Here is a 26,715-nt window from a genome sequence, read left to right as displayed (position 1 = left end):
ACGTTGAGAGCCAGCTTTAGAGAAAAAGTTATACGAACAAAATACATTAATCTAAACTGGCAAAATAGCAAATGTTTTAGTTGGCTTCACATCATGTATGAAATCACGCCTATCAATACAAGTCATTTCAGCGACAAGATAAAATTTTTTGCCCGTGTGTTTTTTGAATTTTTCAAAAAAATCTATGGAAGTTGTAAAATAGGTTCCTAGAGAGTTGCCTATGTCTCCGTGATGTACAGGGTACCATTGGTTGATCCAATATCTCCAGGCACCATTACTTATACTACCACCGAAATACTCTACACTAGAGTCGCTTTGACTTATGGAGTTAATTGGTGAATCTCCAACGGAGTAAGTAGGTTGAAAATAGCCTCTTGACAACCAGTCAATCTCCCACCTTCCAAAGGGGGAAAACTCTGCCCGCCTGGTTAAGGGGAATATGCCGTGCTCAGAACCAACTACATGATTTACTGAATCAAATATCATTTTTGGGTCGTCGATTCCAGGGTTCTGAAGAGCAACTAGGATGACATTTAGATCAAGGCATACGCCAGTATGATTTCTTAAAATAGGTCCGTTGGCATGTAGCAATGTCTTATCAGTACAAGCTGATAAATTTGCTAAATATTTCTCAAGCTCTTTCTGACCAGGTAAAGGATCATCTTTGTTAAGATCATCCAATTTGGGCCAACCGTATGGCGGATCAGAAGGAGTTAGATTTACAGCAGTAGAAACGAATGGTAATACTTCTTGAGCATGTGATAAGCAAACCTCTGCGGGAACGGAGTGCCTGTGCATGGCATAAGCTAATGCTCTGACATAGGCAGATAAGATAGATACTTCGGCTCGCCATGAAAAACTACAGCAAATCTTGTCTTGAGGATAAAACTGGTCATTAGAAAAGCTGTGAGGTCTAAAAATATAACAAGAATGTCTTTCATGGATTCCCTCCCATTCAAGAAGAAAGTGTCTCACCAGTTGGATTTGATACTCTTCTTCTAGCTCCTTGATAACACTTATAAACCTCAATGCAAGACCGTTGGCATACTTATTATATTTAGCCTTATTCGGTACTAAGTCATCAGAAAATTCAGAATATAGTGTTGATAAGTCCTGTCGCTCTTCACTTGCTAAACCCAACGAGAGTAGAAGTGCATCGGAAATAAGCGAAGAGAAGTGAATTCTTTTAGTAATGTCTTCTTCGGTAAAGGGGGAAGCTTCGACAAGCGATAACACAGATAGAAAATCTATGATATCAACCTCATAAGGTTGCATTGCCAAAAAATCTAAATATAGAGAACGAAATTCGATATTGGAGTCGTCCTGTAAGAGGGTTGCTATCTGTTTTGCAGTAAGGAGTCTGGCGTACCTATCGGGCCACTTGAAATGTAGAAGAATTAGATGCAACGGGATGTTTTGGAATGAAATAGGATCGTCATACCAGTATGGCTCGGTCAAAGGAAGGTGCGCTATATCACCCTCGAGGTTGGTGATCATAACTTCAGTAATCTCGGTCGCTAGGGCGACCTGTCCGGCCGATGCCAAATAAATTATAAGCTGAGTAGAAGGAACAACTATATTCTCATCCTTCTGTAGGCTGGAAGAGCCAGGAGCCATGGTGTCGCGGAGAAGGTTTTCCCAGTGTTTTCTGTAAGTATCACCGTACTCCCTCAAGGCCTCTTTTGATCCAGAGGAAAAATATGGATTCCAGCAATTATTTAGCTTTATATTTCTAACAGCCCATTTATAAGCTGCTTTTTTTCCTTCGATTTTTTTGCTTAACAAAAAAATGTTATGCAAGCATTTATTCAGTTCATAGTCCGATTTTTCTTGGTTGTAGTGCTCACTGAATGAAGTGAGGATGGTTCTCGCTTGCCCTTGATCAACCCAATAGGAAATCCAGTCTGAAATAAATTTTTCATAAATCTCATACGAAATTGATTCTAAAGCTTCAGTAAGGTTTGTAAGATTTTTGGGATTCAGAGTGGATACATCAGGATAATCTGTATTGAGATCTCCATCGGTAGAGGAGTACTCTCTCGGTGGTGAGGGCATACCTCCAATAACTTTACACTGATCTTCGTAAATACCTTTCAGGGTGTCACAGTCTTTGCTTCTTTCATCTAATGCGCTCATCGCATCAAATGTCGTCATGCATCTCAGAAAAGAATGTTCTGACTTCGTAGAAAGTGGAAATGACTTTACGAAATTTTCGAGGATCCGGCGTGTTCTATCCCAATTTTCTTCCGATAGATGATAGTCAAATTCATCTACGAGGCGCTCTGGGTTGTGCTTTGACAATAATTTTGTGAACCACTCAGGAATATGTCTAATTTCTCTCTCAGAAAAATCAAAGACATCGGTCGTGAAAGTTGCTACTCGTTCTAGCCAGTCTGACACTTGAGGGCAGTTGAAGTCAGAGCATTCTTGAATGGCTTCAAAAACCTCATGTAAAGTAATGTCCTTTCTGTGGCCATATCCGACCATGTTGAGTGTTGTACGCTCAAGAAAATTCCTGGCTTCGGAATGAAGGCCAAGATTGGTTGCTAACTTTGCTAAGTCAAGGCTGTCGTTTGCTAGCGTTGCTGTATCATATCTCCGTAGTATTTCAGCGTCAAAAAGTTTAGTGAATTCTTGAGCAATAGACTCTTTAGGAAGGTTAAAAATTGCATTTTGAGAGGCAATATCAAAAAATACTCTGGAGTCCCACCAAGTACTCTTTGAAAGAGTGTCAAAATGATCTTTATCAAGATTTGAAAATACATCAATTGAGTTGCATAAGATATTTAGATGAACAGCGATTTTAGCTAAAGATTCTCGAATGTTGAATAAAATAGTATCAATTTGATAACCCATCAAGTACTTATCAGGTTGTTCGAGAATGGCAAAGGAGTCATACAAATCTGACATCTCGAATTTACCACCTTCCTTAAGTGCTTTTGCAATTTTTGAGGAGGCAAAATGGAACGTTAACCAGACATTCTTAAGAAACTCCTGAATATCTTTGGGGTCGGCTAGTTGTGGATTGTCAATTTTATCTGATATTTTAAAGCTTGATATAAGTGTTCTAAAGAAATATTCATAAAAAGGAAGATGGTATGTGTGTTTATACTCAACGGGACACTCAATATCCTTAAGTTGCTCTATCTCAATGTCATTTCCGGCTAAAAGCTGATAAAGCAGATAAATACTTGAATCAGTGCTACTAAATATGGGGTTCTCCCCTTCGAGTACTACATCTTCGATGCTTGCGGCCAAAACAACCTCGTCGCAGACTTCCGAAATAATGTCATCTGGAATATCGAATCGGGACAGATCAAATAGCAAATGTCTATGACCATATTGGATGAGCAGTCTAACGATTTTTGTGAAATACGAGGCTTTGTCTCGAAGTCTTCCATAGAAGTCATTTATAAGGTCTAAATCGGGATTGCTATAGCTAACGAGTGTATGAAGATAGCCATCTATAAGACGGCTTAATGTTTCGGAGTGATTAGAGTCCTCTAATCGCGCATAAAAGCTAATTCTACGATAGATCTCACTGGCACATGCGTCGACAATTTTTTCGTCTCTTCCTTGAAAATGTATTGCAATAATAACAATTTCATTGTCTGGGATAATTCTCAGATTATCCGCTCGCCAAAGAAGGCCAAAATTATCATGTGAGATACTCAATGAGCAGTCTAGAAAATCGCTGAAATTCTGTATTTGAAACTCTGGACCATTTAGTAGTCTTGTTTTCAAAGTTCGTAGTCTTAATAACTCAGAATACCGGTTTTGGTCAAACGCTATATGTTCGGCAACGTTGAAGATGTGTTCTACATGCTCTAATGGATAACCATTGCAGAGAGATTGAACGAGCCACCCCCTATTGATGCCTTGAAATAGAGGGTTGGTGTTTCCAAGATTGGCTTCAATAATCCATTCCCAGCCCCACTTCCAATACTCCGGAGCATATGTGTTAATCCAAGTTTTAGATATCCTATTTAGCTTATCTCTTGACTGAACGAAGATGTCCTTGCGTCTTATGTATACGAATAGACTGCTATGAAATGGGGATATCCCGCTTAGCCTTTGCTCTATTAGGTGTTGGATTTCTGAAAAGCTTTTTTGGAAGGTGAGGCTGTCATTGAAACAATAGCTTATATGCGTTTTGTCCGGCCATGAAAAATCCGCATTCGCTATAAGAAGAAGAATTTCTTTTGCTCCTTCAGATAGTGATACCCATAAATTCTCGTAATATTCGTGAATATCGCCATCTGGACATATAGGGAGTCTCTCCACATCATATTTGCTGATATTATTATCAGCGAACTGCAAATAATTTAGGGAGTAAATGATATGAAGAGGATATCCATGTGAAATATCGAGTAGAGCCTGAGAGATTTCTACTATTTCACTACGCTGGTGGTCAACGTTGCCCACTACTTTGATTTCTTCACTCGATACTATGAAGTCTAGTCTCGATTTGATGGCATCAAGATCCATAGGGGGGATATCGATCCAGGAACGTTCTCTTGGCGCTGAGCGTAACAGAGAATTGGGAAGATGCTCGTCACTTATGGGCTGCGTTCCAAACAGCAAACAAACCTTGTTTTTTAAGGGAGTAATCCGATTAACTAAGTGTTCAAGTTGGCTTATATCTGATCTTTCACGATAAACATGATCTAATCCATCAATTATGATAACTAGTGTTTTGTTATTTTCCTCGGCCTTGCCTGCCGCTTTGCTTATCCACGTATCTAGATATTGAGGATCAAGTTTGTCGTTATGGAAGTCATTGGGATAAAGGGTTTTGATCTGACTTTGTAATGACTGAGCCGCATTATTAAAAGCAATTCTATCACCAATAAATTGAGGGGATAAATAATAATGATGTCGTATAACAGGCGTTTCTGTTTCTATTAACTGGTCGGTTAAAAAAGATAGAAAGGTGCTTTTCCCCATTCCCGGCAATCCAGAGATAACATGATAGCCAGGCTTGGAGGTTATGTTAAGGATTTCATTTTGGAACTCCTCTGTTGGTGGTTTGTAGCCGTCAGGTATTTCAAAGAACTGAGAAATAGTTCTCTTAGAGCCGAGCGATAAAATTTCGTGTATGAGTTTTAGGTGAATTCTGCCATCTGGTGCCGGTTCACTTTTTCGCGAAGCCCAGCGCTCAACACTCTTTAATAACTGTAGCCAGTTTTCGTTGTTCGCATGGTCTGGTACAAGTGAATCACGTAAATGAAGCTCTAAATCGTCAATTTCCCTTTGACTATGTTCAAAAATAAGATTATCGAAGAAATTTATAGCCTTTTCTTCGCTTCTAAGCTGAGTAAGTATCTTTGACTTGATATCTGTTGGAATGAGTGCGTATTCAATTTTGTTGCCTTTTAGACAATTTGATAAAACACTGTCCGGTTTTCTATTTGTAATTAGTTTGGCAATAGATATCTCGCCGGAAGAGCCGAACTTATCAATATCAGATGACCATTTTTCGATTAGAGATGTGCCGTTGTTCTTTTTCTTGAGCAGCCAATCGAAATCTAAACGCAAGTCATCGCGTTCAGAATCAATTGTAAATTTGACTTGGTAGAGTTCATATTCTCCACTGGCTGTAAAACAGATGATATCATCAAGGCTTTTAACGTGATCAAGCCTTTGATTGCCCTCTATACTCATCCATTGGTATTTCTCTGGATCATGAAACCAATCTATCAGCATGCGAATACACATAAAGTCTTGGTATGTGTATCCAACGCGTGGTAGTTGTGATGGCTGAATTTTTGAAGATATCACGAAAAAACAATCCTTTTTATAATCTCGACTCGCTAATGCCGCAATCAGAAACCGCTGACTTTGCCCAGGTTTTGCGAAATAATGGGAGCACATAGACCTCGCAAAATGTGAGTAAAGTTGTCCAACGGCTGCACTGCGTGGTTATGACTGGCGAACTCGGAAGCGGCTACTCGTATTTTGCCCACCACACTTTGGCTGACTACTGTCCGATAGTTTTGCAGGAGAAAATACCATACTTTCCCCACCAATTAACTAGCTGACTTGTTAAACAGCGTGCGGCTTACTATCCACTTGGTTACTATTTCTGAAGTAGCCCCTTCAAGCTATCTAAAAAATCCTTTGATTATATTAGGTAATAGATTTCACTCGAATAGCAACCAGAGATAGTGAGTCATCGGCTCAAAGATGAACTTGTCTACTGCCTTCAAGTCGAAATAATGTATGACATGGGGTTCAGGTGTACAGAACGATAATCATGGTGTTAATGATATCTATTTTGGCGGTAACAAAGTGTTCGTACGATGTGGGCAAGGTAATAAAGACCGGGCCACAATATTGCACATAGCCTGGTCTGCAAAGCTGAAAATAGAGAATGGTGGAAATTGACCAATTTAAGCTACAAGCAAGCTCTGAGTTCTCCCCTTACAAACTAGCTGTTTACCATATGGCTGGCTGCTAGTTTGGATAAAGTATACAGTATGGACTACGCGGCCTTTTTCTTAAGTAGTCTCTTTTCTTCATCATCTTCAACAGGAATCAAATGAGGTCGAATGATTAGCACCCGCTCAGGGTTACGCCCACTGTTCGGTAAACGCGTTGGTATCGAGAATTTCCCGTTGCCATCACGCTCCAAAGCACCACAGGCGGCCAGTAGTTGCTTTGCCTTTCGATCACTAAGCCCTTTGCAAACCTCTGCTTTGAAAGTGGCCGGGTAAACGTAGTAAACAGTCTCAGAGCAAGCCTGTCCTTCAAGGGTATTACTGTCCTGTAGCGTTTTCCGGTAGCCACAGCGCTTCAGGGTGCGAACAGTGTGATCATCAGCCGTGAAGTCCTCTCGATCCCAACGGGTAAAGTGGGACTCTCCGTAGAGGTCAAAGAATAGTCTCAGCGCTGACAAGGTCTGCCGGTCCTCCAGGTTTCCAATACCGCCACGGGCTGATACCCAAGCGCTAAAGCAGGATTTAGCCGCTTCCATCGCCATGCCTTTTGGCCAATCTGTAATTCCCGCAGTGGAGGCCAGCTCCCCGGCAAAACCAACTAGGGCAAACTTCTCTGCTGCCCTGCGTACTTGGCCACTCACATCATCAGACAGCTCTGCAGCAAAGTTCACCAGCTCTCGGCGAATCTGGGTTGTCAGCTTTTCCAAGTTGCTAGCGCAAAGCTCTCTGATAAACGTATAAAGGGCCACTCCATGGAATAAGGATGCTTTCTCAACCATATAGCGGGATAACGCAGCACCCCCGGCAAACCCATGCAATTCATCAAAGATACCGGCACCACTACCTGTATCTGAGGGAATAGCCAATAGCCGCACCTCTTGCCCGGCTTTTGCTTTCTTGCCCGCTTCAGCCATCTGCTGATCAAGCGTGCGCTCTCCTGTTGATAGGAAAACAAGCCTCCATTCAAACGCATTCCCGCGTACACCTCCACGATCATTAGCCCTTGCCTTGCCAGTGCCATTTCCCAGCATATAGGCAATATCTCCGACAATACGGGGATCGCATTGGCTGATCTCATCAAGAATTAAAAGGCCGTCTGAGTGGGAGGCAGCAATACTTTCTAGCGCGTTGTCAGTACTACGCCAGGTACGAACAAAATCAGGCCCGCCATAAACAGAGGCAGCCACTTTAAGTAACGTCGTTTTTCCCTGGGAGCTATCACCAAAGAAGTGAAAGCCGGTCGTTTCCATGCCAATGAGATTTAGTAGGGGCCCTGCAAACGCTGCTGAAACCGCAAATAACAACCGGGTATTGTTCTTACAATAGCTCGCTACATGCTCACGCCATTGCTGAAGCTCACCACTAAACTTTATCTTGTTGAGGTCCGGGCTGATGGAGTAAAAATACAGAGGCTCTACAGGGGTTCCCAGGGTTTCATTCGGTAGTAAGTAGGCATTGCCATGCCAGCCAAGTTTATTCACCAAGACATAGCGACTGGGGCTTTTTGCCGTTTGTAAGTACTGAATGATTCTGCGTCTTGGTTGCTGCCCCGCCTCAGCGCGAAGGCCCATGCTATACAGCTGCTTGAGTACTTCCGCACCGCCCTCAGTCGCTAGGTACTCACTAGGTATATTCCACTCTTTAACAATGCCATCAGGGTCAAGGAAGCGAACCAACGTTCCCCAGTTTCTTCCTTGGGGGTCACGAGTTAAAGCAAGCACATCCAGGCGATCACAGATTCTCATTAGTGAAGGCTCATCATCTGCCCCCTGAACCGGGAAGAAAACCCCACGATCATTTACTACAAATTGCCCAGACTCGGCCCCTTTAGTACTTACTCCCTTATTTTGGTCTTGATGTTCCGTTGCCACAGGCTGATAGGGCGTTAAAAACTTTCCTTCTGTAATCAAAGCTGCAAGCTGCTCTCTTGTAATACCGACAGCTTCCGCATCAGCCGCATCGCCTTTTGTTGGCCACTTAGGCCCTAAGGACTCTAAACACACCATAGAAACCTTACACTCCATAGTGTGCAGCATCGCAGCCAGCTTGAGCATACAGTCTTTACCTGCTGCATCATTGTCGGGCCAGAGAAGTACTTCCCTTTCATGTAGGGGCTTAAAATCTGCTTTGCCCAGCGCTTTACTGCCACCGGGCCAGGTCATGGAAACATAACCCGGCAGCAGGCTAGCAGCTGCATCCGCAGCCTTTTCACCTTCGGTTAGCAATACCGGAGCTTTAGAGCGTTTTGCCAATAGATCCAGCTTATAGAGTGGCCGATTTTTTACCGGCTGCTTCCATCTCCAAAAATTGCGACCATTCGAATCCCGGCAATAGGTTAAGGGCCGATAGTCTTTTGATCTTGCACCATCTTTCTGGATGTCAAAACGCATCACCTTCATTAACAGTGAGCCGCACTGCCCACGGTATTCCCAAACTTTAGAGGGTTTACCGTTATGGGGATGGGTTGTTGGGCAAGACTGCTTTGCTTCTAAAGGTACCGGCAATACGGCTTCCCAGGAGTTACCGGCTGGCTTTTTGGGTTTCGACTTATTGGTTGAGCTAGGTGGTATAGACTCCCCTTCTGAGAGCCCCAAAAATGCAGCAAGCCTTTGTGCTGCCTCTCCATTGTTTACCCCCTCAAGATAGGCAACCAGCGATACGAGGTCCCCACCTTTTTCATCCGCTGCAAAATCCGCCCATGCACCGGTATTGCGATTTACTGAGAAGGACCCCTTGCTGCTATCAGATCGAGTTGGGTTAAGAGCAATATATTCAGCTCCCTGATATGAGCCATCTGGAGCCCAGTGCGCCAAGACTTCATCAGCCCGATCAATGGCGAGGTCTGCCACTCGTTTAATATCAAAGCGTGCCATTAGCTTTCCTTATATTTAGCTTTAACCCCCGCCCCATAAGGCTTTCAGCAGAACTGCGGGCCTCACTCCTGTTACACCTTTTTGCTGCAACATTTTTTGGGGTAACAGAAAGGTGTGACGGCGGAAAGCCAGTGAATACGGGGCTTTCAGCCATGCTGTAACACCTGTACACCTGTAACACCTTTTTTAAAGAGGGGGTAAGATCGCCCCGAATAGAGGCAATAGTCTTATTTACCGTGGTGATAAATTTGGCGGTAGGGAAACCGCTACGCCCTTAGGTTCCGTAAACCGTTTTGCATCGCGTAAGTTGGCCAGACGGATACGTTTTGCTTTGTCCTGTTCGTGATATTCATCATCACTGTAATGATGTAATCCTGCCAAGATCGCTAATTTAGCCTGATAAAAAAGCCAGGTTTCCGAGTCAGCGGTAGGGATACAACCATCGTTATAAAGAATAATTCGCCTCGGATCAGGATCTCCTTTCAGGGAGATTGCTGCTGCTCTTTTGGGTGTAATCCTGACATTGAAAAGCACAGGGTACTCTTCATAGTAGACAAATGATCTACTGCTAAAACCAACTGGCTTGTAGTTTCGATTGAGTAGTGCGTAGCGGCCGCATGGCTGCAAATCTAGGCAATATGGCATGGCGAGGGCACGTATATTAGCTGACATTTCTAAGCCCTCCATTGCGAAGCGCTAGGGCATCAGCTTCTTCTGATGGGTGGTATTCGAGTTGGATACCATTCCAAACTAACCAACCTCCCAGAGAGAGACCTGCTCTAAGGCGGTAAAGGTTCACCACCTCAGTATCAGGAAGGCCTAGTACTGTTGTATTAGGGGAGGAGAGATACCAATGGGCACGGCCATGTTGCTGATCAACAATAGGGTTAAATGAGTCAGAACCTACAGCAAGAAATGCTGCCTCACCCGTTGGCCATAGAAATAAAAGCAACTCATAACCAGGGATAGAACAGCCTCTATCAAATGTCTCCATGGCAGAGCTGAGGAAGAGTTTCTGATCTTTAGGGCTCAGGTTTGAATTCGAAAGAAGTATTTTCTGCTCAAACTCAGCGCTTTCTGTTTTCCGATAGCTTCGAGCAAATTCAGCTACTTGCTGGTGTGTGTAGGGAGAGGAAGCACGAAAAGTCATTACTTGCCTCCCGCACGAGAAATAGCAACTCGATCTTGCACCCACTGGCAGACCTCAGAAGAGAGCCAACCACTGGCGCGCTCACCAAGTTTGATAGGGGTGGGGAATTCGCCCTTTTTTACCAAGGCATAGATATAAGTCTTCTTGAGCCCAGTCTGACGCTCTACCTCTGGTAGGCGCAAAATAGGGTCGCTCGGCGGGTTAGGTAAAACATCCGGTACTTGGGGATGAGTATTTGAGAGGGGCATATTCTGTCTCCTTTAACAAACCACAGTGAACGTCTGTGGCGGTGAGGAGATTGAATCAATGAAATGAAGGTTAGGATATCCGCTTACCGGTTAAAGATTCTTTCTACCGGTTAAAGACTCTTTCTACCGGTTCAAAGAATCTTTTTACCGGTAGAAAGATAAAGTAGAAAGCATTACCAGTTGCAGTACGGTTCCTTGTTGTTTCGGATTCTCCCGATTTCCTGCTCTAGAAACTTCTTAGCGGCATCATCATCCTTCCACAGAGAGCCATCAGCCGATGTTCGTCTCTCTTTAGCCTCTTGAAGGTATTTATATGCAAGTTTACTCGCACTTCCATAGCTATGATTAAGCTTTGCACGAATATCAAATAGCCACTTTCGAATACTTAATGTCCATCGATCGCGCTTTTCTCTTCGGCTCCGCTGATCATTGCTGAGTACCTGTCCGGCTTTATGCTCACCTTGAAATTCTACGGCCTGGCGAATAAAACCTTCAGCCTCGGCTAAACAATGGTCTATCCATTTCCTGTCTTCTCGCATTATTGGCTGAGCCTCATATTCAAGAGCATCAAGCAAATCAAGGCCCTTGTGAGCCCATATGATCGCATAGAGGGAATATATCTCAGCATCTGTAACCCGCTTATCCAGCATTGGGAAAGGCCGGCTAATCTTTCGAGCAAAAGGTAAGACAAACTTCGGGTCTATTTGGCTTTCTAAGAGGTTCATAGGGCTTTCGTCAGTAGCAAAAGCAGCGGGTTTCCACTCATTTCCAAGGCGTTCTGCCTGTTGAAATACAGCATCTCTACAATGTTTTAATTGACGGGCCTGTACCTTTTTCCACTCTTCGATGCTATCCGTCTGCCCCCAGATTTTTCTTCCTTGCTGAATTATTGAAGCGAGCCGGCCTGCTTTTGAGGATGGGGACATATCTTCTAATCTGGGCCATGGGCCGGCTAAAGGATCGAAATCAGTCCGCCCTAACTTTGGATTTGAGTGAGTAGGAGCCCTATGAGTAAGACTCGCCCCAAGCTCCATTGCATAGAGTATTGCTTCCTCATAGTCACGATTCTTAAAGGCCGCTTCAAAACACGCCCCAGTAGCAAGTATATGTAGCACCCGAAGAGGCGAGTCTATCTCGTTCGCTGCATTGTCCTTTTTGACTTGATCAACAAGCTCGAAAAATGAATTTGGGGCTAAAGTGCTTATATTCTCCTCATTGGCAATTAAGCCCTCACTTTGAAGAGAGGAGAAAATCTGACTCCTAAGCTGGGCAAGGAAATCTTTCAAGTTTTCTTCCGGTGCCCGAGTATTTCCTTCAAACCGCTTCAGGGCTGCATCAATACTCATTACAAGCTTATCGGTCTCAATAATTCGTAGTGAATCATCCATAACTGTATACCTACTGAACCCACAATGAGCGAGCTACGTTAAAAATTGCCTCAACCTAATATTCAGCCTTCGAAGGAAAGTTCTAATTTTTCTGTGCAAATATCGAAACTACTTTTCCACTTCCCCGCATCTCATCTAGGTAATTTGCCCACCACTGCATCATCTCTTTTCGCTCATCCATATAACGAGCATGATGGGTATATGCAGCCCTTACCCCATTCCTCTCCATGTGGGAAAGCTGCCTTTCAATGGCGTCAGGATTAAAGCCGGTCTCATTCAGGATTGAGGAAGCTGTAGCGCGGAAACCATGGGGATTTGCTTTACTTTTTCCTTCTTGGGAGCCATCCCAGCCCATTTTAAAAATTGCCTTACGCATAGTGTTATCGGACATGGGCCGGGCCCTTTCGCGCTCAGATGGGAAAAGCAGAGGATATTGGCCACTGATGGGCTTTAATTCCTCCAAGACAGCACAGGCTTGAGTAGATAGCGGTACTATATGATCCGTTCCCATCTTCATACGCTCGCCAGGGATACGCCATAGAGCAGACTCGAAGTCGAATTCTTCCCAGCGCGCACAACGCAATTCGCCAGGTCGAACAAAGGTAAGGATTAATAGCTGTATAGCTAGCTTGGTTAGTGCCCGCCCGCGTTCCTGATAAAAGTCCAGTTCTTTTAAGAAACTGGGTAATTCTTCGCGGGGAAGGGAGGCCCTATGACTACTTTTACGGCCGCGTAGAATGCCAGTTAATTCACTGGCGGGGTTGTGAGTGAGTTTGCCCATTTGCACTGCATAACGACAAACCCGGCGAATATCTTGTAGAACCCGCTGAGCAACATCCATTGCATCCCGATCTTCAACATCGCGAACAATGGCAATTACATCTTGGGGATGAATATCGGCAATAGGTTTTTGCCCAATTCGGGGGAAGGCGTTATCGCGTAGCCTAGACCATACACGCTGGGCGTGATTTTCAGTCCAGGTTCCTTTCTGATGTTTCCACCAGTCTTCAGCCACAGTAGCAAAGCTGCGGTCTATGTTTTCTCGAAGCTGATGTTTTTCAATTTTTCTTTGTATGGAAGGGTCTTGCCCGTTCTCTAGTAATTGCTTTGCTTCAATTACTTTATTTCGTGCCTGTTTGAGACTAACAGAAGGGTAAACTCCCAAGGCTAGCGTTTTCTGCCGTCCTTGGAACCTGTACTTAAGCCGCCAATACTTGGAGCCGGTGGGTTTGATTAGCAGGCGTAATCCCTGCCCATCTGTAAGCCACTGATCCTTGTCGCTTGGTTTGGCCTGTTTGATTTGGGTATCTGTAAGGGCCATTGGTGCTACCAGTTTCTAAATTGAACTAGGTAGCACCAAATGTAGCACCAGATAGCACCGGATGACAATGAACGAGAGCGGAGGGCTTTGTACATTCCAGATAGCAGAAAGCCCCGATTTACGGGGCTTTCTGAACGATTCCGAACTTCTTCGGATCTTGATTTGGTACCAGAGGCCGGACTCGAACCGGCACGCTTTTAAGGGCGGGGGATTTTGAATCCCCTGTGTCTACCAATTTCACCACTCTGGCACTTTCGCTGCTCGACCTTGGGGTCGGTGCGAAGAGGGCGTGATTATAGCAATGCTTTCGCTTGGGTCAACCAGTGATTTCAATAACTTAGCGCATTTTCTGTCGTCCGAGTTGAGGAGCCTCTGAGAAACTCTGTAATGCCTCTGTGGGTCTTGAGGGCTGCAGATGTTAGGCGCAGCTCGCCGCGAATGGCACAGTCCTTTGCAAGAGCTGCAACGTGGCAGCTGTAGCCCTCAAGGCCCACCCTTTGGGGCTTGCAGAGCAATTCACACTCGGCGTTGCGGCTTCTTGCAAGGTCTAGACATTCCTGCAAAGCCGCGCCTTGATTGTGAACTGCTCTGCATGCCAGAGGTATCACGGAGTTTTTCAGAGGCTCCTTAACAGCTCCTAAAATTTCCTATAACCTTCGCGACCTCTCCATAGTTTCTAGATTTCCAGGATTCCATGCAGCGTCAGGACTTTGACTTTCATCTGCCCGATGAGCTGATTGCCCGCGCGCCCACTGAGGAGCGCCGTGGCAGCCGTCTTTTGTGTCTGGATGGGCCCAGCGGGGCCATTGCACATCGGCAGTTCCCAGATATTCTCGATCAGGTCCAAGCTGGTGACCTGATAGTCTTTAACGATACCCGGGTGATCCCGGCGCGTTTGTTCGCGCAGAAGGAGACCGGCGGTAAGTTGGAAATCCTGGTGGAGCGGGTGCTTAACGAGACGGATATCTGGGCCCATGTGCGCTCCAGCAAGTCGCCTAAGCCCGGCTCTACCATCGTCCTTGAAGACGGTACCCGTATAGAGGTGACCGGCCGCAAGGATGCACTGTTTGAATTGTCCTTCCCTAAAGAAGAAGGTGTGCTGGCGATTCTGGATCGCCTCGGCCATATGCCGCTGCCTCCTTATATTGATCGTGAAGACGATGCCAGCGATCGCGAGCGCTACCAAACCGTATACGGCCGCAATGCCGGTGCTGTGGCGGCGCCGACGGCGGGGCTGCACTTTGATGATGAGATGATCGGTGCATTGCGGGATAAAGGTGTCGAGGTTGTCTTCGTTACCCTGCATGTGGGCGCCGGTACTTTCCAGCCGGTGCGCGTGGACAATATTTATGAGCACCAGATGCACAGCGAAGTGCTGGACGTCTCCCAGGATGTGGTGGATGCGGTAACTGCTTGCCGCGCTCGCAATGGCAGCGTGATTGCGGTGGGTACCACCAGTGTGCGCGCGCTGGAAAGTGCGGCGCGCAGTGGCCAGTTACAGGCCACGGTGGGGGAGACAGATATCTTTATTTACCCCGGTTATGAATTCCAGGTTGTGGATAAGTTGATCACCAACTTCCATCTGCCGGAGTCCACCTTATTGATGCTGGTGAGTGCCTTCGCGGGGTACCAGCATACGATGGCCGCTTATAAGGCCGCAGTTGAGGAGCGCTATCGCTTCTTTAGTTACGGCGATGCCATGTTTATTACCCGCGATCCCAATGCCAAAAAAGAAGAAGTAGCACCAGCGAAAGGAGATACCCAGTGAGCCGCGAATGTTTTATGCAGTTTGAAGTGGATACCACTGATGGCAAGGCCCGTCGCGGCCGCTTGCGTTTCCCTCGCGGTGTAGTGGAAACCCCGGCGTTTATGCCGGTGGGCACTTACGGCACCGTGAAAGGTATGTTGCCGAGGGATATCGAAGGGATTGGTGCACAGATTATTCTGGGCAATACCTTCCACCTGATGCTGCGCCCGGGTACCGAAGTGGTTAAGGCCCACGGCGATCTGCACGATTTCACCCAGTGGTCTGGCCCGATCCTTACCGACTCCGGCGGTTTCCAGGTGTTTAGCCTGGGTGAGCTGCGCAAGATTACGGAAGAGGGGGTTTCTTTCCGCTCGCCTATCGATGGCAGCCCGGTATTCCTGGACCCAGAAGAGTCCATGCGCGTTCAGCGGGACCTGGGTTCCGATATCGTCATGATCTTTGATGAGTGCACCCCTTATCCGGCCACTACCGATGAAGCGCGCAAATCTATGGAGTTGTCCCTGCGTTGGGCTGAGCGCTCCAAGAAAGCTCATGGCGATAGCCCGTCGGCGCTGTTCGGAATTGTGCAGGGCGGTATGTTCCCGGAGTTGCGCGATGTGTCACTGCGCGGCCTGACTGAGATTGGTTTCGATGGCTATGCCATTGGTGGCCTGTCTGTGGGTGAGCCTAAAGATGAGATGATCAAGGTCTTGGATCACCTGGCTCACAAGATGCCGGAAGATAAGCCGCGCTACCTGATGGGCGTGGGCAAGCCGGAGGATATTGTCGAGGCGGTGCGTCGCGGTGTGGATATGTTCGACTGCGTTATGCCTACTCGCAATGCGCGCAACGGCCACCTGTTTACCTTCGAAGGCGTGGTGAAAATCCGCAACGCCAGGCACCGTCACGATACGGGTCCCTTGGAGGAAGAGTGCGATTGTTACACCTGTGAGAATTTCTCCCGCGCTTACCTGCACCACCTGGATCGCTGCGGTGAAATTCTCGGTGCGCAGCTGAATACGATTCACAATTTGCGCCACTACCAGCGCCTGATGCAAAAGCTACGCGATGCCATTGCCGCCAATGAGTTGGAGGCTTATGTCGCCGAGTTCTACCGTGGTCTGGGCCGCGAGGTTCCAGCGCTGGAGGCCTGATCAGGCGTCGCTTTTACCCTGCCTGGGGTGCTGCCCGTCTCATTGCGGCACCCCTGTAATTTGTCCGTTCCCACGATCCCCGTATAATCAGCCCCCACTTTTATTGGGGGCGGTGTACCTTGCATTCTGCGTATACTGCCCGCATATCCAGGCAAATTGCTTAGGCAGATTGCCAAGATTTACCGGCCCTCGGGGTCACACTAGAACAATGAGAACAGCATGAATCGCTACCCGATCTGGAAGTACTTTCTGATTCTCGCGGTTGTGGCCTTTGGCCTGATGTACGCCGCGCCCAATCTCTATAAGCCGGACCCTGCCGTGCAGATTTCCGGGCAATCCAGTGCACTCACCATCGGCCCCGATGTCCTTGCGAATGCACAAAAAGCCCTGGATGAAGCGGGTATTGCTCACTTCGGCGGCGAAGTTGGGGACAAGTCAGTACTGATCCGCTTGAACTCCATGGAGGAGCAGTTGCCGGCTAAAGAGGCGATTCAAAAAGCGCTTGGTACCACCAACTATGTTGTCGCCCTGAACCTGGCTTCCACTACGCCCCAGTGGATGAAAGATATCGGCGCTAGCCCGATGAAGCTCGGTCTGGACCTGGCGGGTGGTGTGCACTTCCTGATGGAAGTCGACACCAACACCATCGTCAAGAACAACATGGAAAGCTACGAGCAGGAAGTGAAAAGCAAACTGCGCGAAGCCAAGGCCCGTTACCGCAATGTGGAGCTGGTGGATGATCGCGAGATTATTGCCCGCTTCCGCAACGATGAGCTGCGCAGCTTGGCGATGTCCACTATGCGCAAGGAATTTCCGCAGCTTCAACTGCGCGAGTCCGGCAGCGGCGAAAACCTGGAGATCCGCGCAACCCTGACCGATCAGGAAATCAAGCAGCTGGAAGATTACGCCGTAACCCAGAACCTCACCACCCTGCGCAACCGGGTGAACGAGCTGGGTGTTGCCGAGCCGATCGTACAGCGCCAGGGCCGCAACCGTATCGTTGTGGAGCTGCCCGGTGTACAGGACACCGCAGAGGCCAAGCGTATTATCGGTAAAACTGCCAACCTCGAATACCGTATGGAAGCTCGCCCGGATGAGCTGGTTTCCAACAAGGAATACTTCGAGTACCGCGATGATCGCCAGGCGCAGATGTACGGTGGTGCCTGGTTGGAGCGCCAGATCATTATCAAGGGTGACAGCGTTACCAATGCCCGCGTCGGTTACGACGAGAGCGGTTTCCCGCAGGTAAATATCACCCTCGACGCCCGTGGCGGCGAGATGATGCACCGCGCAACCTGGAAGAATGTCGGTCGCCGTATGGGTACCCTGTTTATCGAGACTCGCTTTGAGCCGGTAACCGAGATCGACGAAAACGGTAACGAAGTTACCGTGCAGAAGCGCACCGAAGAGAAGAAGATTATTAATCTGGCCACGGTACAGAGTGCCCTGGGCAAGCAGTTCCGCACCACCGGTCTGGACAGCCCGGCTGAAGCCCAGGAATTGGCCCTGCTGCTGCGTGCCGGTGCCCTGGCTGCGCCCATGTACTTTGTGGAAGAGCGTGTGATCGGCCCATCCCTGGGTGCCGATAACATCAAGGTGGGTGTGCAGTCCGTACAGATCGGTCTGCTGGCTGTGATTATCTGTATGCTGATTTCCTACCGCGTATTTGGCTTGGCCGCAAACCTGGCCCTGGCGGTAAATATGATCCTGCTGGTGGCGGTTATGTCGCTGTTGGGTGCAACCCTCACGCTGCCCGGTATTGCCGGTATCGTATTGACAGTAGGTATGGCGGTGGATGCCAACGTGCTTATCTTCTCGCGAATACGGGAGGAACTCAGGAATGGGATGCCTCCCCAGACAGCGATCAGTGCCGGTTTTGACAATGCTTACAGCACCATTGTGGATGCGAATATCACCACCCTGATTGTGGCGGTGATCCTGTATGCCATCGGTTCCGGTCCGGTACAGGGCTTCGCGGTAACCCTGTCTATCGGTATTCTCACCTCCATGTTCAGTGCCATCATGGGTACGCGAGCAATTGTTAACTTGTTCTACGGCGGTCGCCGTGTGCAGAAGCTCTGGATTTAAGGGAGTCAGTCATGAGTGAGACCAAAGTGGATAACGGCAAAATTACCGAGTACATGGGCAAGCGCGTCTACGACTTTATGCGCTGGCGCAAGATCGCCGGGATTGTCTCGGTGGTGCTGGTACTTTCCTCCATCGCCGCACTGGCAATGAACGGCCTGAAGTTCGGCCTGGACTTTACCGGTGGTACCCAGGTTGAAGTGGGCTACGAGGTAACGCCTTTTATTAGCGACGTGCGCGATCAGCTGGAAGCAGCGGGTTACGACGGTGCCACGGTAGTGAATTTTGGTTCTGAGAAGGACCTGTTGATCAAGTTGCCCCCTGTGGTGACCGAGGAAGAAATCCAGATCAGCGCTACCGATCAGGAAACAACGACACCGATCGGTGACAAGGTTGTGGCTCTCCTGCGAGAGGGCAGTGAGGGTGATGTTGAGCTGCGCCGTGTCGAGATGGTGGGCCCACAGGTAGGTGCCGAGCTGCGTGACGACGGCGGCCTGGGCATGATGCTGGCCCTGTTCATGGTGATGATCTACGTTGCCCTGCGCTTCCAGTACAAGTTCTCTTTCGGCGCTGTAGCGGCTCTGGGCCATGATGTGATTATCGTGCTGGGCTTCTTTGCGGTGATGGGATTGGACTTCGATTTAACCGTACTGGCGGCAGTACTGGCGGTGATCGGTTACTCCCTGAACGATACCATCGTGGTATCGGACCGTATCCGTGAGAACTTCCGCAAGGTGCGAAAGGCTGAATCTGAGGAAATTATCAATATCTCTATCAGCCAGACCCTGGGTCGTACCTTTATGACGTCCTTCACCACCTTGCTGGTGCTGTGGGCGCTGCAGTTCTTCGGTGGCGAATTGATCCACAACTTCTCCCTGGCCTTGATCGTGGGTGTGGTTGTGGGTACTTACTCCTCTGTTTACGTAGCTGCCAACGTGCTGATGGCTTTGAATATCAACAAAGAAGATCTGATGCCGCCGGTGAAAGAGGGTGCGGAACTGGAAGAAATGCCCTGATGTGAATGAGAAGTGGCTGCGTTGACGCGGCCATATTCGAGCGGCCCCGGCCGCGCTTTGCTGCTGGTCAGCGGAGCGCCGTCGGGGTTTTTTATTGCGCGGAGGTTAGGCTCTGGGCTTTTTGCCGAGGGTGATGTGCTTGGGGCCGGAAGTGTTGGTCTGGCCGCTTACCCCTTTGGGCACCTGCTCGATCTCACCGCCACCGGCGAGGAACGCCTTTACCTGCTCCTCGATGCTTTCGCTGGTCTCGAGGGGAGCGGCTTGTTTGCGATTGGAGGAAGAGGAAGGTTTCTTGGCCACGGCGCTATCCGGTTTTTATGTGTAAGCGGGCCATATTAGCACGGCTTGCACAAAAAATCACCCAAGTGGCCAGACTCTGCACATAGCGGGTGTTTTGTCGACAGCTTTCGAATAATTTTGTCGTTTTTGGATAAATCGGGCCGCTTTGAGGCAGCCCGGAAGATAGTGCGTTATTCGGCTTCTTCTGTGGTCTCTTCAGTTTCCAGCGGCCAACCGCCCATCTCTTTCCACTTGTTCACGATGCCGCAAAACAGGGTTGCGGTTTTTTCTGCGTCGTACTCGGCGGAGTGGGCGCAGTTGTTATCAAACTCGATTCCAGCAACCTGGCAAGCTTTGGCTAATACGGTCTGGCCGTAGGCGAGGCCGGCGAGGCTAGCGGTGTCGAAGCAGGAGAACGGGTGGAATGGGTTGCGCTTGATGCCGGTGCGCTCGACGGCTGCATTGACGAAGCCCAGGTCGAAGTGGGCATTGTGGGCAACCACGATGGCGCGGGTGCAGCTGTGCTTTTTCACCGCGCTGCGAATCTTGCGGAACAGCTCGGGGATGGCGATTTCTTCCGGCCAGGCGTCGCGGTCCGGGGATTCCAGGTCGATGCCAATAAAGTCGAGAGCGGATTGCTCAACATTGGCGCCCTCAAAAGGCTCCAGGTGGAAACTGTGGGTCTCCAGCGGGAAGAGGTTGCCGGAGTCATCCATGTCGAGGATAACCGCAGAAATTTCCAGCAGTGCATCGGTACGGGCGTTAAAGCCGCCGGTTTCAAGGTCGATGACCACGGGCAGAAAGCCTCGGAATCGCTGGGCGAGAGAGCTTTTTGGTCCTGTGGGTTCTTCGGCGGGTGTCACGGTGGTTCCTTGTAAATCTTGTCTTCAGGCCAGCAGCATTTGGCGCTGGTGGGGCAGGGTATTGTATTCGAATTGCGGCGCCTGCCGGGAGTGTTCTCCCTGCAGGCGCTGTAATCAGGGCACTCGCCGATTACGCAAGTTGCCAGTTTAAGGTTTCACCGGCTGCGAGGGGAATCAGATTTTCACCACCCATATCCAGTTTTTCCGGCAGGGTCCAGGGGCTCTTGACCAGGGTGATGGTGCCCTCGTTGCGCGGCAGCTCGTAGAAGTCGGGGCCGAACTCACTGGCAAAGCCTTCCAGCTTGTCCAGTTTGCCCGCGCGCTCGAATACTTCGGCGTATAGCTCAATAGCGGAGTAGGCGGTATAGCAGCCGGCGCAACCACAGGAGTGTTCTTTCTTGTGGTGGGCGTGGGGGGCTGAGTCGGTGCCGAGGAAAAACTTCGGGTTACCGCTGGTGGCCGCTTCGATCAATGCATTTTGATGGTAGCCGCGCTTGAGGATCGGCAGGCAGTAAAAGTGCGGCTGGATACCACCAACCAGCATATGGTTGCGGTTGTACAGTAGGTGGTGCGCGGTGATGGTTGCGGCAACGCCTTCGCGGGCGCCTTGTACAAACTCTACTGCTTGGGCGGTGGTGATATGTTCAAACACCACTTTCAGCGTGGGGAAATCATCTACCAGGCGGGACAGGGTTTTCTCGATAAAAGCCTGCTCGCGGTCGAAGATATCGATATCGCTGGTGGTCACTTCACCGTGTACCAGCAGCTTCATACCGCAGGCCTGCATCTCTTCCAGGGCCGGGTAGATGTTGGCGATATCGGTAACGCCGGAATCGGAGTTGGTGGTCGCGCCCGCTGGGTACAGTTTGGCGGCGATAACACCGGCTTCATGAGCCTTGCGAATAACGGCAGCGTCGGTCTTGTCGGTGAGGTAGATCACCATCAAGGGTTCGAAAGGGGTGTCGGCGGGAACATTAGCGTCAATACGTTCCTTATAAGCCACTGCACTTTCGGCATCGGTCACAGGGGGTACCAGGTTGGGCATTACAATCACGCGGCGGAATTGTTTTGCGGCATCGGGCACGGTGCGCCCGAGAGCGGCGCCGTCGCGCAGGTGAATGTGCCAGTCGTCGGGGGCGCGAAGGGTAATTTGCTCCGTCATGGTACTCCGTAAAGCTTCTTAGCGTAGTGAGTCGTTGTGCGGCGCGAATGCTACCCGAAGCTGTACAAAATTGCGATGCACGAAAAGGTTAAAAATCAATCAATTGTGCTTACTCGCGCCTTGGCGCTAGTCGATCGCGAGCTTAGGCGCTACAATCGCGCCCCGACAAAGAGTGTGGGTATTGTTGTGCCCGCAATTTACCGATCCTGGGCATATCTCCAAGAATAACTCCCCCAGACCGACACTAGTTTCGCGTAGTGGCATTCCCCGTCTCCGCGGTTTAGTCGTGGCGGCGTATTTCCGGCAGCAGAGGACAGCAATGAGCAAAATCGAAAAGGTGGTACTGGCATACTCCGGTGGATTGGATACGTCAGTAATCGTGCGATGGTTGCAGGAGACTTACGGTTGTGAAGTGGTGACTTTCACCGCTGATATCGGCCAGGGTGAAGAGGTGGAACCGGCCCGTGCCAAGGCCGAGGCCCTCGGGGTTAAAGAGATTTATATCGACGATCTGCGCGAAGAGTATGTGCGCGATTTCGTTTTCCCGATGTTCCGCGCCAATGCGATTTATGAAGGGGAGTACCTGCTGGGTACCTCTATTGCGCGCCCGCTAATTGCCAAGCGCCTGATTGAGATTGCCAACGAGACTGGCGCCGATGCCATTTCCCACGGTGCTACCGGTAAAGGTAATGACCAGGTGCGCTTCGAGCTGGGCGCCTACGCGCTGAAGCCGGGCATCCAGGTAATCGCTCCCTGGCGCGAGTGGGACCTGAACTCCCGCGAAAAGCTGATGCAGTACTGCGAGCAGCACAATATTCCGGTGGACTTCTCTTCCAGCAAGAAGAAATCCCCTTACTCGATGGATGCCAACCTGCTGCACATCTCTTACGAGGGCGGCAACCTCGAAGATCCCTGGGCGGAAGCCGAAGAGGATATGTGGCGCTGGAGTGTGAGCCCCGAGGCGGCTCCGGAAGAACCCACCTACATTACTTTGGGTTTTGAGAAGGGCGATCCCGTTTCTATCGACGGCGAGCGCTTAAGCCCTGCTACTTTGCTTGAGAAGCTGAACAAGTTGGGCGGAGCCAACGGTATCGGTCGTCTGGATATCGTGGAAAACCGCTACGTGGGAATGAAGTCCCGCGGCTGCTACGAAACACCGGGCGGCACCATTTTGATGAAGGCGCACCGCGCCATTGAGTCCATTACCCTGGATCGCGAAGTTGCGCACATGAAGGATTCCCTGATGCCGCGCTACGCCGAGCTGGTTTACAACGGTTACTGGTGGTCCCCGGAGCGCAGCATGCTGCAGGCTGCGATCGATGAGTCCCAGGATGTGGTTAATGGCGAAGTTCGCCTGAAACTGTACAAAGGCAGCGTGAGTGCTGTGGGCCGTCGCTCTGCGGACAGCCTCTTCGATGAGCGTATCGCTACCTTCGAAGACGATGCTGGCGCTTACGACCAGAAGGATGCGGAGGGCTTTATCAAGCTCAACGCCCTGCGTCTGCGCATTGCCGCAGGTAAAGGAAGAAAATTGATTTAGTTGATTTAGATCAGCAATCACCGGGCAAGGATGCGCTTAAATCCTTATCCGGCCAATAGTAACCACAGTGCCTCACACATTGTGGTTACACACCTTCTGTGGTGGGCCAGTCCCGCACAGTGGAACCGAATCTTAAAAGCAACGGAAGTAAAAACATGACGACAACGGTGGCAAAGACCGGCCCTGTGCCGGACTATGACTACAATATCGTGCGCCAGTTCACCATCATGTCCGTGGTCTGGGGCATTTTTGGTATGGGCATGGGCGTATTGATCGCAGCCCAGCTAGCCTGGCCTGAACTCAACGACTTTTGGCAGCCCTTCTCGCACTTCGGGCGCTTGAGGCCCCTGCACACCAACGCGGTAATTTTCGCCTTTGGTGGTAGTGTTCTCTTTGCCACTTCTTACTATGTGGTACAGCGTACCTGTCAGGTCCGCCTTTGGGGTGGCTGGCTGATCCCCTTCACCTTCTGGGGATGGCAGGCCGTTATCGTCGCCGCGGCAATTACTCTGCCGATGGGCTTCACTTCCACCAAGGAATACGCTGAGCTCGAGTGGCCTATCGATATCCTGATTGCCCTGGTTTGGGTTGCTTACGCGCTGGTGTTCTTCGGCACCATCATGAAGCGTAAGACTTCTCACATCTACGTGGCGAACTGGTTCTTCGGTGCTTACATCGTAACTATTGCTGTTCTCCATATCGTTAATAACCTGGAGATTCCTGTTGGCCCGTTCAAGTCCTACTCTATCTATTCGGGCACTAAGGACGCAATGATCCAGTGGTGGTATGGCCACAACGCAGTAGGGTTCTTCCTGACTGCAGCCTTCCTCGGCATCATGTACTACTTCGTACCTAAGCAAGCTGGTCGTCCGGTTTATTCCTACCAGCTGTCTATCGTTCACTTCTGGGCACTGATCTCCCTGTACGTATGGGCTGGTGGTCACCACCTGCACTACTCAGCGCTGCCCGACTGGGCTCAGAGCCTGGCGATGGTTATGTCCCTGATTCTGCTGGCACCTTCCTGGGGCGGTATGATCAACGGCATCATGACCCTGTCCGGCGCATGGCATAAGCTGCGCACCGACCCGACCCTGCGCTTCCTGGTGGTATCCCTGTCCTTCTACGGTATGTCTACCTTCGAAGGTCCGATGATGTCCATCAAGACTGTAAACGCTCTGTCTCACAACACTGACTGGACCGTTGGCCACGTACACTCCGGCGCTTTGGGCTGGGTTGCAATGATCTCTATCGGTGCTCTGTATCACCTAGTTCCGGTTCTGTGGAAACGCCGCGAAATGTACAGCTCCAAGCTGATCAACGCGCACTTCTGGCTGGCCACTGTAGGTACTGTTCTGTACATCGCCGCTATGTGGGTTAACGGTATTACCCAGGGCCTGATGTGGCGTGCATTTAACGCCGACGGCACCCTGACTTACAGCTTCGTAGAGAGTGTTGTAGCCAGCCATCCGGGCTATGTAGTTCGCTGGTTGGGCGGCGCCATGTTCCTGGTGGGTATGCTGCTGATGGCTTACAACGTTTACCGCACGATTACCGAGAAGGTAAACGATGCCGAAGCCGATAACACCGTTCGAGCAGTGCCTGCGGCATAGGAGTTTAGATCGTGAAGAATCATGACCTCGTAGAAAAAAACATCGGCTGGATGATCTTTTTCACCATTATCGCCATCAGTTTCGGCGCCCTGGTTGAGATCGTTCCGCAGTTCTTTACCAAGGATAACTACACGCCGCTGCCGGGGCAGAAGCCGCTGACAGCAATGGAGCTGGAAGGTCGCGATATCTACATTCGCGAAGGCTGCCACGTTTGCCACACTCAGATGATTCGTCCTCTGCGTGCGGAAGTTGAGCGTTACGGCCACTACTCCATGGCTCAGGAATCCATTTACGAGCACCCCTTCCTGTGGGGCTCCAAGCGTACCGGTCCAGACCTGGCGCGCGTAGGTGGACGCTACTCTGATGAATGGCAGCGCGCGCACTTGTACAACCCGCGTAGCGTTGTGCCTGAGTCAATCATGCCTGCTTACCCCTGGTTGTTCGACAATGTGGTAACTGGCGAATACACCGCACGTAAGATGGAAGCGCTGCGCTTCGTCGGTGTGCCCTACACCGATGACGACATCGCCAACGCCGCTGAGCCCTTCAAAGGTGGCAAGGTCAAGGAAATTGACGCGCTGGTCGCTTACTTGCAACAGCTGGGTACCCTGGTTACCCAAAAACGCTAATAGCGAGGAAGGAAACTCGTGACTATTGAAACTTTGCGGGAAATCGGTCTGGTTCTGGGCTCTGTGGCTTTTCTGGCTATCTGCTGGTGGGCCTTCTCTCCGAAGCGCAAGAAGCGCTTCGAAGAAGATGCCAATTTGCCATTTGCCGATGAAGAGCGACAAGCCGACAAGGACAAGTCGGCCGCTCAGCAGGACGAATCCAATTCCGGGGATAAACCCGGAGCCAATCGAAAACAGGGGCAGGATAAGTAATGAGTACATTCTGGAGTGTGTGGGTAATTGTGCTCACCCTCGCCAATCTGGCGTTGATTACCTGGGTGCTGTTCGCCAACCGAAAGGTGGCAGTGGATGACCAGGCTGAACCGGAAAACAAAACCACGGGCCACGTTTACGATGGCATCGAGGAATACGACAACCCGCTGCCCAAGTGGTGGTTCATGTTGTTCATTGCCACCCTGGTGTTCTCTGCGGGATATCTGGTGGTTTACCCGGGTCTGGGTAACTTCAAAGGTGTCGGCAACTGGACTTCTGTCGGTGCATTGGAAGCTTCCCAGGCCAAGGCTCAGGAGCGATTCCACGAGACCTTCGGTAAGTACGAAAATATGCCGATCGAGCAGATTGCGCAGAGCCCCGAAGCCCTCAAGATGGGTTCCCGGATCTTCGCTAACAACTGTGCGGTATGTCACGGTGCAGATGCCGGCGGTAACTTTGGCTTCCCGAACCTGACCGATAACGCCTGGCTGTACGGCGGCACCCCGGAGAAAATCCTGGAAACCCTGTACAACGGTCGTCAGGGCATGATGCCTCCTCAGGGTCCGGTGATCGGTGAAGAAGGTGTTAGAAATGCGACAGAGTATGTTCTCTCCCTGAACGGCCTGGAGCACGACACCGCCATGGCAGCCGAAGGTCAGAAGGTATTCAACACCGTGTGTATGGCTTGTCACGGTATGGATGCCAAAGGCAACCAAATGCTGGGTGCGCCGAACCTGACCGACGACATCTGGCTGTACGGTAGCAATCGCGAACAGATCCAACACACTATTCGCGGTGGTCGTACAAATATGATGCCCGCGCAAAAAGATAAACTGCGTGAAGACAAAATCCGCCTCGTAGCGGCCTATGTCTACAGCCTGTCGCAGCAGGAAGAAGAAAAGCAGTAATTAACTATTGAGGCCCGGCATTTGCTGGGCCTTGTTTTATCAAGGGACTC

19 protein-coding genes and 1 tRNA gene are annotated in these 26,715 nt (G+C 49.8%); 9 read left to right on the top strand and 11 right to left on the bottom strand.

Annotated features, from left to right (window positions below; translation table 11 throughout):
- Positions 1 to 51: 51 nt before the first annotated feature.
- The 8 genes from ACJJIR_RS16375 to ACJJIR_RS16340 all read right to left on the bottom strand — a co-directional run bounded on the left by ACJJIR_RS16375 (position 52) and on the right by ACJJIR_RS16340 (position 13,670).
- Positions 52 to 5,781 carry a P-loop domain-containing protein gene (locus ACJJIR_RS16375; protein ID WP_444906145.1) on the bottom strand — a complete coding sequence of 1,910 codons (5,730 nt, stop codon included), beginning with the start codon at positions 5,779 to 5,781 and terminating at the stop codon, positions 52 to 54.
- A gap of 703 nt (positions 5,782 to 6,484) precedes the next feature.
- The gene (locus tag ACJJIR_RS16370) at positions 6,485 to 9,313 is read right to left on the bottom strand and encodes a DUF927 domain-containing protein (protein ID WP_444906144.1); all 2,829 of its coding nucleotides are present in this window, start codon (positions 9,311 to 9,313) and stop codon (positions 6,485 to 6,487) included.
- A 231-nt stretch (positions 9,314 to 9,544) separates the two neighbouring features.
- Positions 9,545 to 9,985, bottom strand: a complete 441-nt coding sequence (locus ACJJIR_RS16365) for a hypothetical protein (RefSeq protein WP_444906143.1) — start codon at positions 9,983 to 9,985, stop codon at positions 9,545 to 9,547.
- Positions 9,975 to 10,463, bottom strand: coding sequence for a hypothetical protein (locus ACJJIR_RS16360; protein WP_444906142.1), 489 nt, complete (start codon positions 10,461 to 10,463; stop codon positions 9,975 to 9,977). Before ACJJIR_RS16360 ends, ACJJIR_RS16365 begins: the two co-directional genes overlap by 11 nt.
- Positions 10,463 to 10,711 (bottom strand): helix-turn-helix transcriptional regulator, encoded by a 249-nt coding sequence (locus ACJJIR_RS16355; RefSeq protein WP_371838609.1) that lies wholly within the window; start codon positions 10,709 to 10,711, stop codon positions 10,463 to 10,465. The genes ACJJIR_RS16360 and ACJJIR_RS16355 overlap by 1 nt, the downstream gene beginning before the upstream one ends.
- Positions 10,712 to 10,884: 173 nt before the next feature.
- Complete coding sequence (locus ACJJIR_RS16350; protein ID WP_444906141.1) at positions 10,885 to 12,099, bottom strand: hypothetical protein; 1,215 nt, start codon at positions 12,097 to 12,099, stop codon at positions 10,885 to 10,887.
- Between the two features lie 82 nt (positions 12,100 to 12,181).
- Positions 12,182 to 13,420 (bottom strand): tyrosine-type recombinase/integrase, encoded by a 1,239-nt coding sequence (locus ACJJIR_RS16345; protein ID WP_444906140.1) that lies wholly within the window; start codon positions 13,418 to 13,420, stop codon positions 12,182 to 12,184.
- 163 nt (positions 13,421 to 13,583) lie between these two features.
- A tRNA-Leu gene (locus tag ACJJIR_RS16340) sits at positions 13,584 to 13,670 on the bottom strand.
- Positions 13,671 to 14,114: 444 nt separating this feature from the next.
- On the opposite strand from ACJJIR_RS16340, the gene queA reads away from it, so the two are divergent.
- The 4 genes from queA to secF all read left to right on the top strand — a co-directional run bounded on the left by queA (position 14,115) and on the right by secF (position 19,422).
- Positions 14,115 to 15,188, top strand: coding sequence for a tRNA preQ1(34) S-adenosylmethionine ribosyltransferase-isomerase QueA (queA, locus tag ACJJIR_RS16335; RefSeq protein ID WP_444906139.1), 1,074 nt, complete (start codon positions 14,115 to 14,117; stop codon positions 15,186 to 15,188).
- Positions 15,189 to 15,202: 14 nt separating this feature from the next.
- On the top strand, positions 15,203 to 16,321 hold the full coding sequence (gene tgt, locus ACJJIR_RS16330; protein ID WP_444898252.1) for a tRNA guanosine(34) transglycosylase Tgt: 1,119 nt from the start codon (positions 15,203 to 15,205) through the stop codon (positions 16,319 to 16,321).
- 219 nt (positions 16,322 to 16,540) lie between these two features.
- The gene (secD, locus tag ACJJIR_RS16325) at positions 16,541 to 18,409 is read left to right on the top strand and encodes a protein translocase subunit SecD (RefSeq protein WP_444906138.1); all 1,869 of its coding nucleotides are present in this window, start codon (positions 16,541 to 16,543) and stop codon (positions 18,407 to 18,409) included.
- A gap of 11 nt (positions 18,410 to 18,420) precedes the next feature.
- The gene (gene secF, locus ACJJIR_RS16320; RefSeq protein WP_413664696.1) at positions 18,421 to 19,422 is read left to right on the top strand and encodes a protein translocase subunit SecF; all 1,002 of its coding nucleotides are present in this window, start codon (positions 18,421 to 18,423) and stop codon (positions 19,420 to 19,422) included.
- A 105-nt stretch (positions 19,423 to 19,527) separates the two neighbouring features.
- Here the strand turns inward: secF and ACJJIR_RS16315 are convergent, their stop codons facing one another.
- From ACJJIR_RS16315 to pyrC, 3 genes are all read right to left on the bottom strand, one after another.
- The gene (locus ACJJIR_RS16315) at positions 19,528 to 19,722 is read right to left on the bottom strand and encodes a PFL_1563 family small protein (RefSeq protein ID WP_413664697.1); all 195 of its coding nucleotides are present in this window, start codon (positions 19,720 to 19,722) and stop codon (positions 19,528 to 19,530) included.
- A gap of 170 nt (positions 19,723 to 19,892) precedes the next feature.
- Positions 19,893 to 20,564, bottom strand: coding sequence for a ribonuclease T (gene rnt / locus ACJJIR_RS16310; protein ID WP_282931564.1), 672 nt, complete (start codon positions 20,562 to 20,564; stop codon positions 19,893 to 19,895).
- A gap of 130 nt (positions 20,565 to 20,694) precedes the next feature.
- Positions 20,695 to 21,726 (bottom strand): dihydroorotase, encoded by a 1,032-nt coding sequence (gene pyrC, locus ACJJIR_RS16305; protein WP_444891808.1) that lies wholly within the window; start codon positions 21,724 to 21,726, stop codon positions 20,695 to 20,697.
- Between the two features lie 319 nt (positions 21,727 to 22,045).
- Between pyrC and ACJJIR_RS16300 the strand changes: the two genes are divergently transcribed.
- From ACJJIR_RS16300 to ccoP, 5 genes are all read left to right on the top strand, one after another.
- Entirely contained in the window at positions 22,046 to 23,266 is a 1,221-nt protein-coding gene (locus ACJJIR_RS16300) for an argininosuccinate synthase (RefSeq protein ID WP_413664699.1), read from the top strand.
- Between the two features lie 155 nt (positions 23,267 to 23,421).
- On the top strand, positions 23,422 to 24,876 hold the full coding sequence (gene ccoN, locus ACJJIR_RS16295; protein ID WP_413664700.1) for a cytochrome-c oxidase, cbb3-type subunit I: 1,455 nt from the start codon (positions 23,422 to 23,424) through the stop codon (positions 24,874 to 24,876).
- Positions 24,877 to 24,887: 11 nt separating this feature from the next.
- Positions 24,888 to 25,505, top strand: coding sequence for a cytochrome-c oxidase, cbb3-type subunit II (gene ccoO, locus ACJJIR_RS16290; protein ID WP_413664701.1), 618 nt, complete (start codon positions 24,888 to 24,890; stop codon positions 25,503 to 25,505).
- Between the two features lie 18 nt (positions 25,506 to 25,523).
- On the top strand, positions 25,524 to 25,757 hold the full coding sequence (locus tag ACJJIR_RS16285; protein ID WP_413664702.1) for a cbb3-type cytochrome oxidase subunit 3: 234 nt from the start codon (positions 25,524 to 25,526) through the stop codon (positions 25,755 to 25,757).
- Positions 25,757 to 26,665 (top strand): cytochrome-c oxidase, cbb3-type subunit III, encoded by a 909-nt coding sequence (gene ccoP / locus ACJJIR_RS16280; RefSeq protein WP_444906137.1) that lies wholly within the window; start codon positions 25,757 to 25,759, stop codon positions 26,663 to 26,665. Before ACJJIR_RS16285 ends, ccoP begins: the two co-directional genes overlap by 1 nt.
- Positions 26,666 to 26,715: the final 50 nt, after the last annotated feature.

Source organism: Microbulbifer maximicatervae (SeqCode), from assembly GCF_052467385.1.
The sequence above is the reverse complement of the archived record's forward strand: the minus strand, read 5'-3'. Positions and strand labels throughout refer to the sequence as shown.

What these genes read in the sequence shown, in the direction of transcription:
- ACJJIR_RS16370 (WP_444906144.1), bottom strand. Translation starts at nt 9,313, where the DNA reads ATGGCACGCTTTGATATTAAACGAGTGGCAGACCTCGCCATTGATCGG.
- ACJJIR_RS16365 (WP_444906143.1), bottom strand. Translation starts at nt 9,985, where the DNA reads ATGTCAGCTAATATACGTGCCCTCGCCATGCCATATTGCCTAGATTTG.
- ACJJIR_RS16360 (WP_444906142.1), bottom strand. Translation starts at nt 10,463, where the DNA reads ATGACTTTTCGTGCTTCCTCTCCCTACACACACCAGCAAGTAGCTGAA.
- ACJJIR_RS16355 (WP_371838609.1), bottom strand. Translation starts at nt 10,711, where the DNA reads ATGCCCCTCTCAAATACTCATCCCCAAGTACCGGATGTTTTACCTAAC.
- ACJJIR_RS16350 (WP_444906141.1), bottom strand. Translation starts at nt 12,099, where the DNA reads ATGGATGATTCACTACGAATTATTGAGACCGATAAGCTTGTAATGAGT.
- ACJJIR_RS16345 (WP_444906140.1), bottom strand. Translation starts at nt 13,420, where the DNA reads ATGGCCCTTACAGATACCCAAATCAAACAGGCCAAACCAAGCGACAAG.
- queA (WP_444906139.1), top strand. Translation starts at nt 14,115, where the DNA reads ATGCAGCGTCAGGACTTTGACTTTCATCTGCCCGATGAGCTGATTGCC.
- tgt (WP_444898252.1), top strand. Translation starts at nt 15,203, where the DNA reads ATGCAGTTTGAAGTGGATACCACTGATGGCAAGGCCCGTCGCGGCCGC.
- secD (WP_444906138.1), top strand. Translation starts at nt 16,541, where the DNA reads ATGAATCGCTACCCGATCTGGAAGTACTTTCTGATTCTCGCGGTTGTG.
- secF (WP_413664696.1), top strand. Translation starts at nt 18,421, where the DNA reads ATGAGTGAGACCAAAGTGGATAACGGCAAAATTACCGAGTACATGGGC.
- pyrC (WP_444891808.1), bottom strand. Translation starts at nt 21,726, where the DNA reads ATGACGGAGCAAATTACCCTTCGCGCCCCCGACGACTGGCACATTCAC.
- ACJJIR_RS16300 (WP_413664699.1), top strand. Translation starts at nt 22,046, where the DNA reads ATGAGCAAAATCGAAAAGGTGGTACTGGCATACTCCGGTGGATTGGAT.
- ccoN (WP_413664700.1), top strand. Translation starts at nt 23,422, where the DNA reads ATGACGACAACGGTGGCAAAGACCGGCCCTGTGCCGGACTATGACTAC.
- ccoP (WP_444906137.1), top strand. Translation starts at nt 25,757, where the DNA reads ATGAGTACATTCTGGAGTGTGTGGGTAATTGTGCTCACCCTCGCCAAT.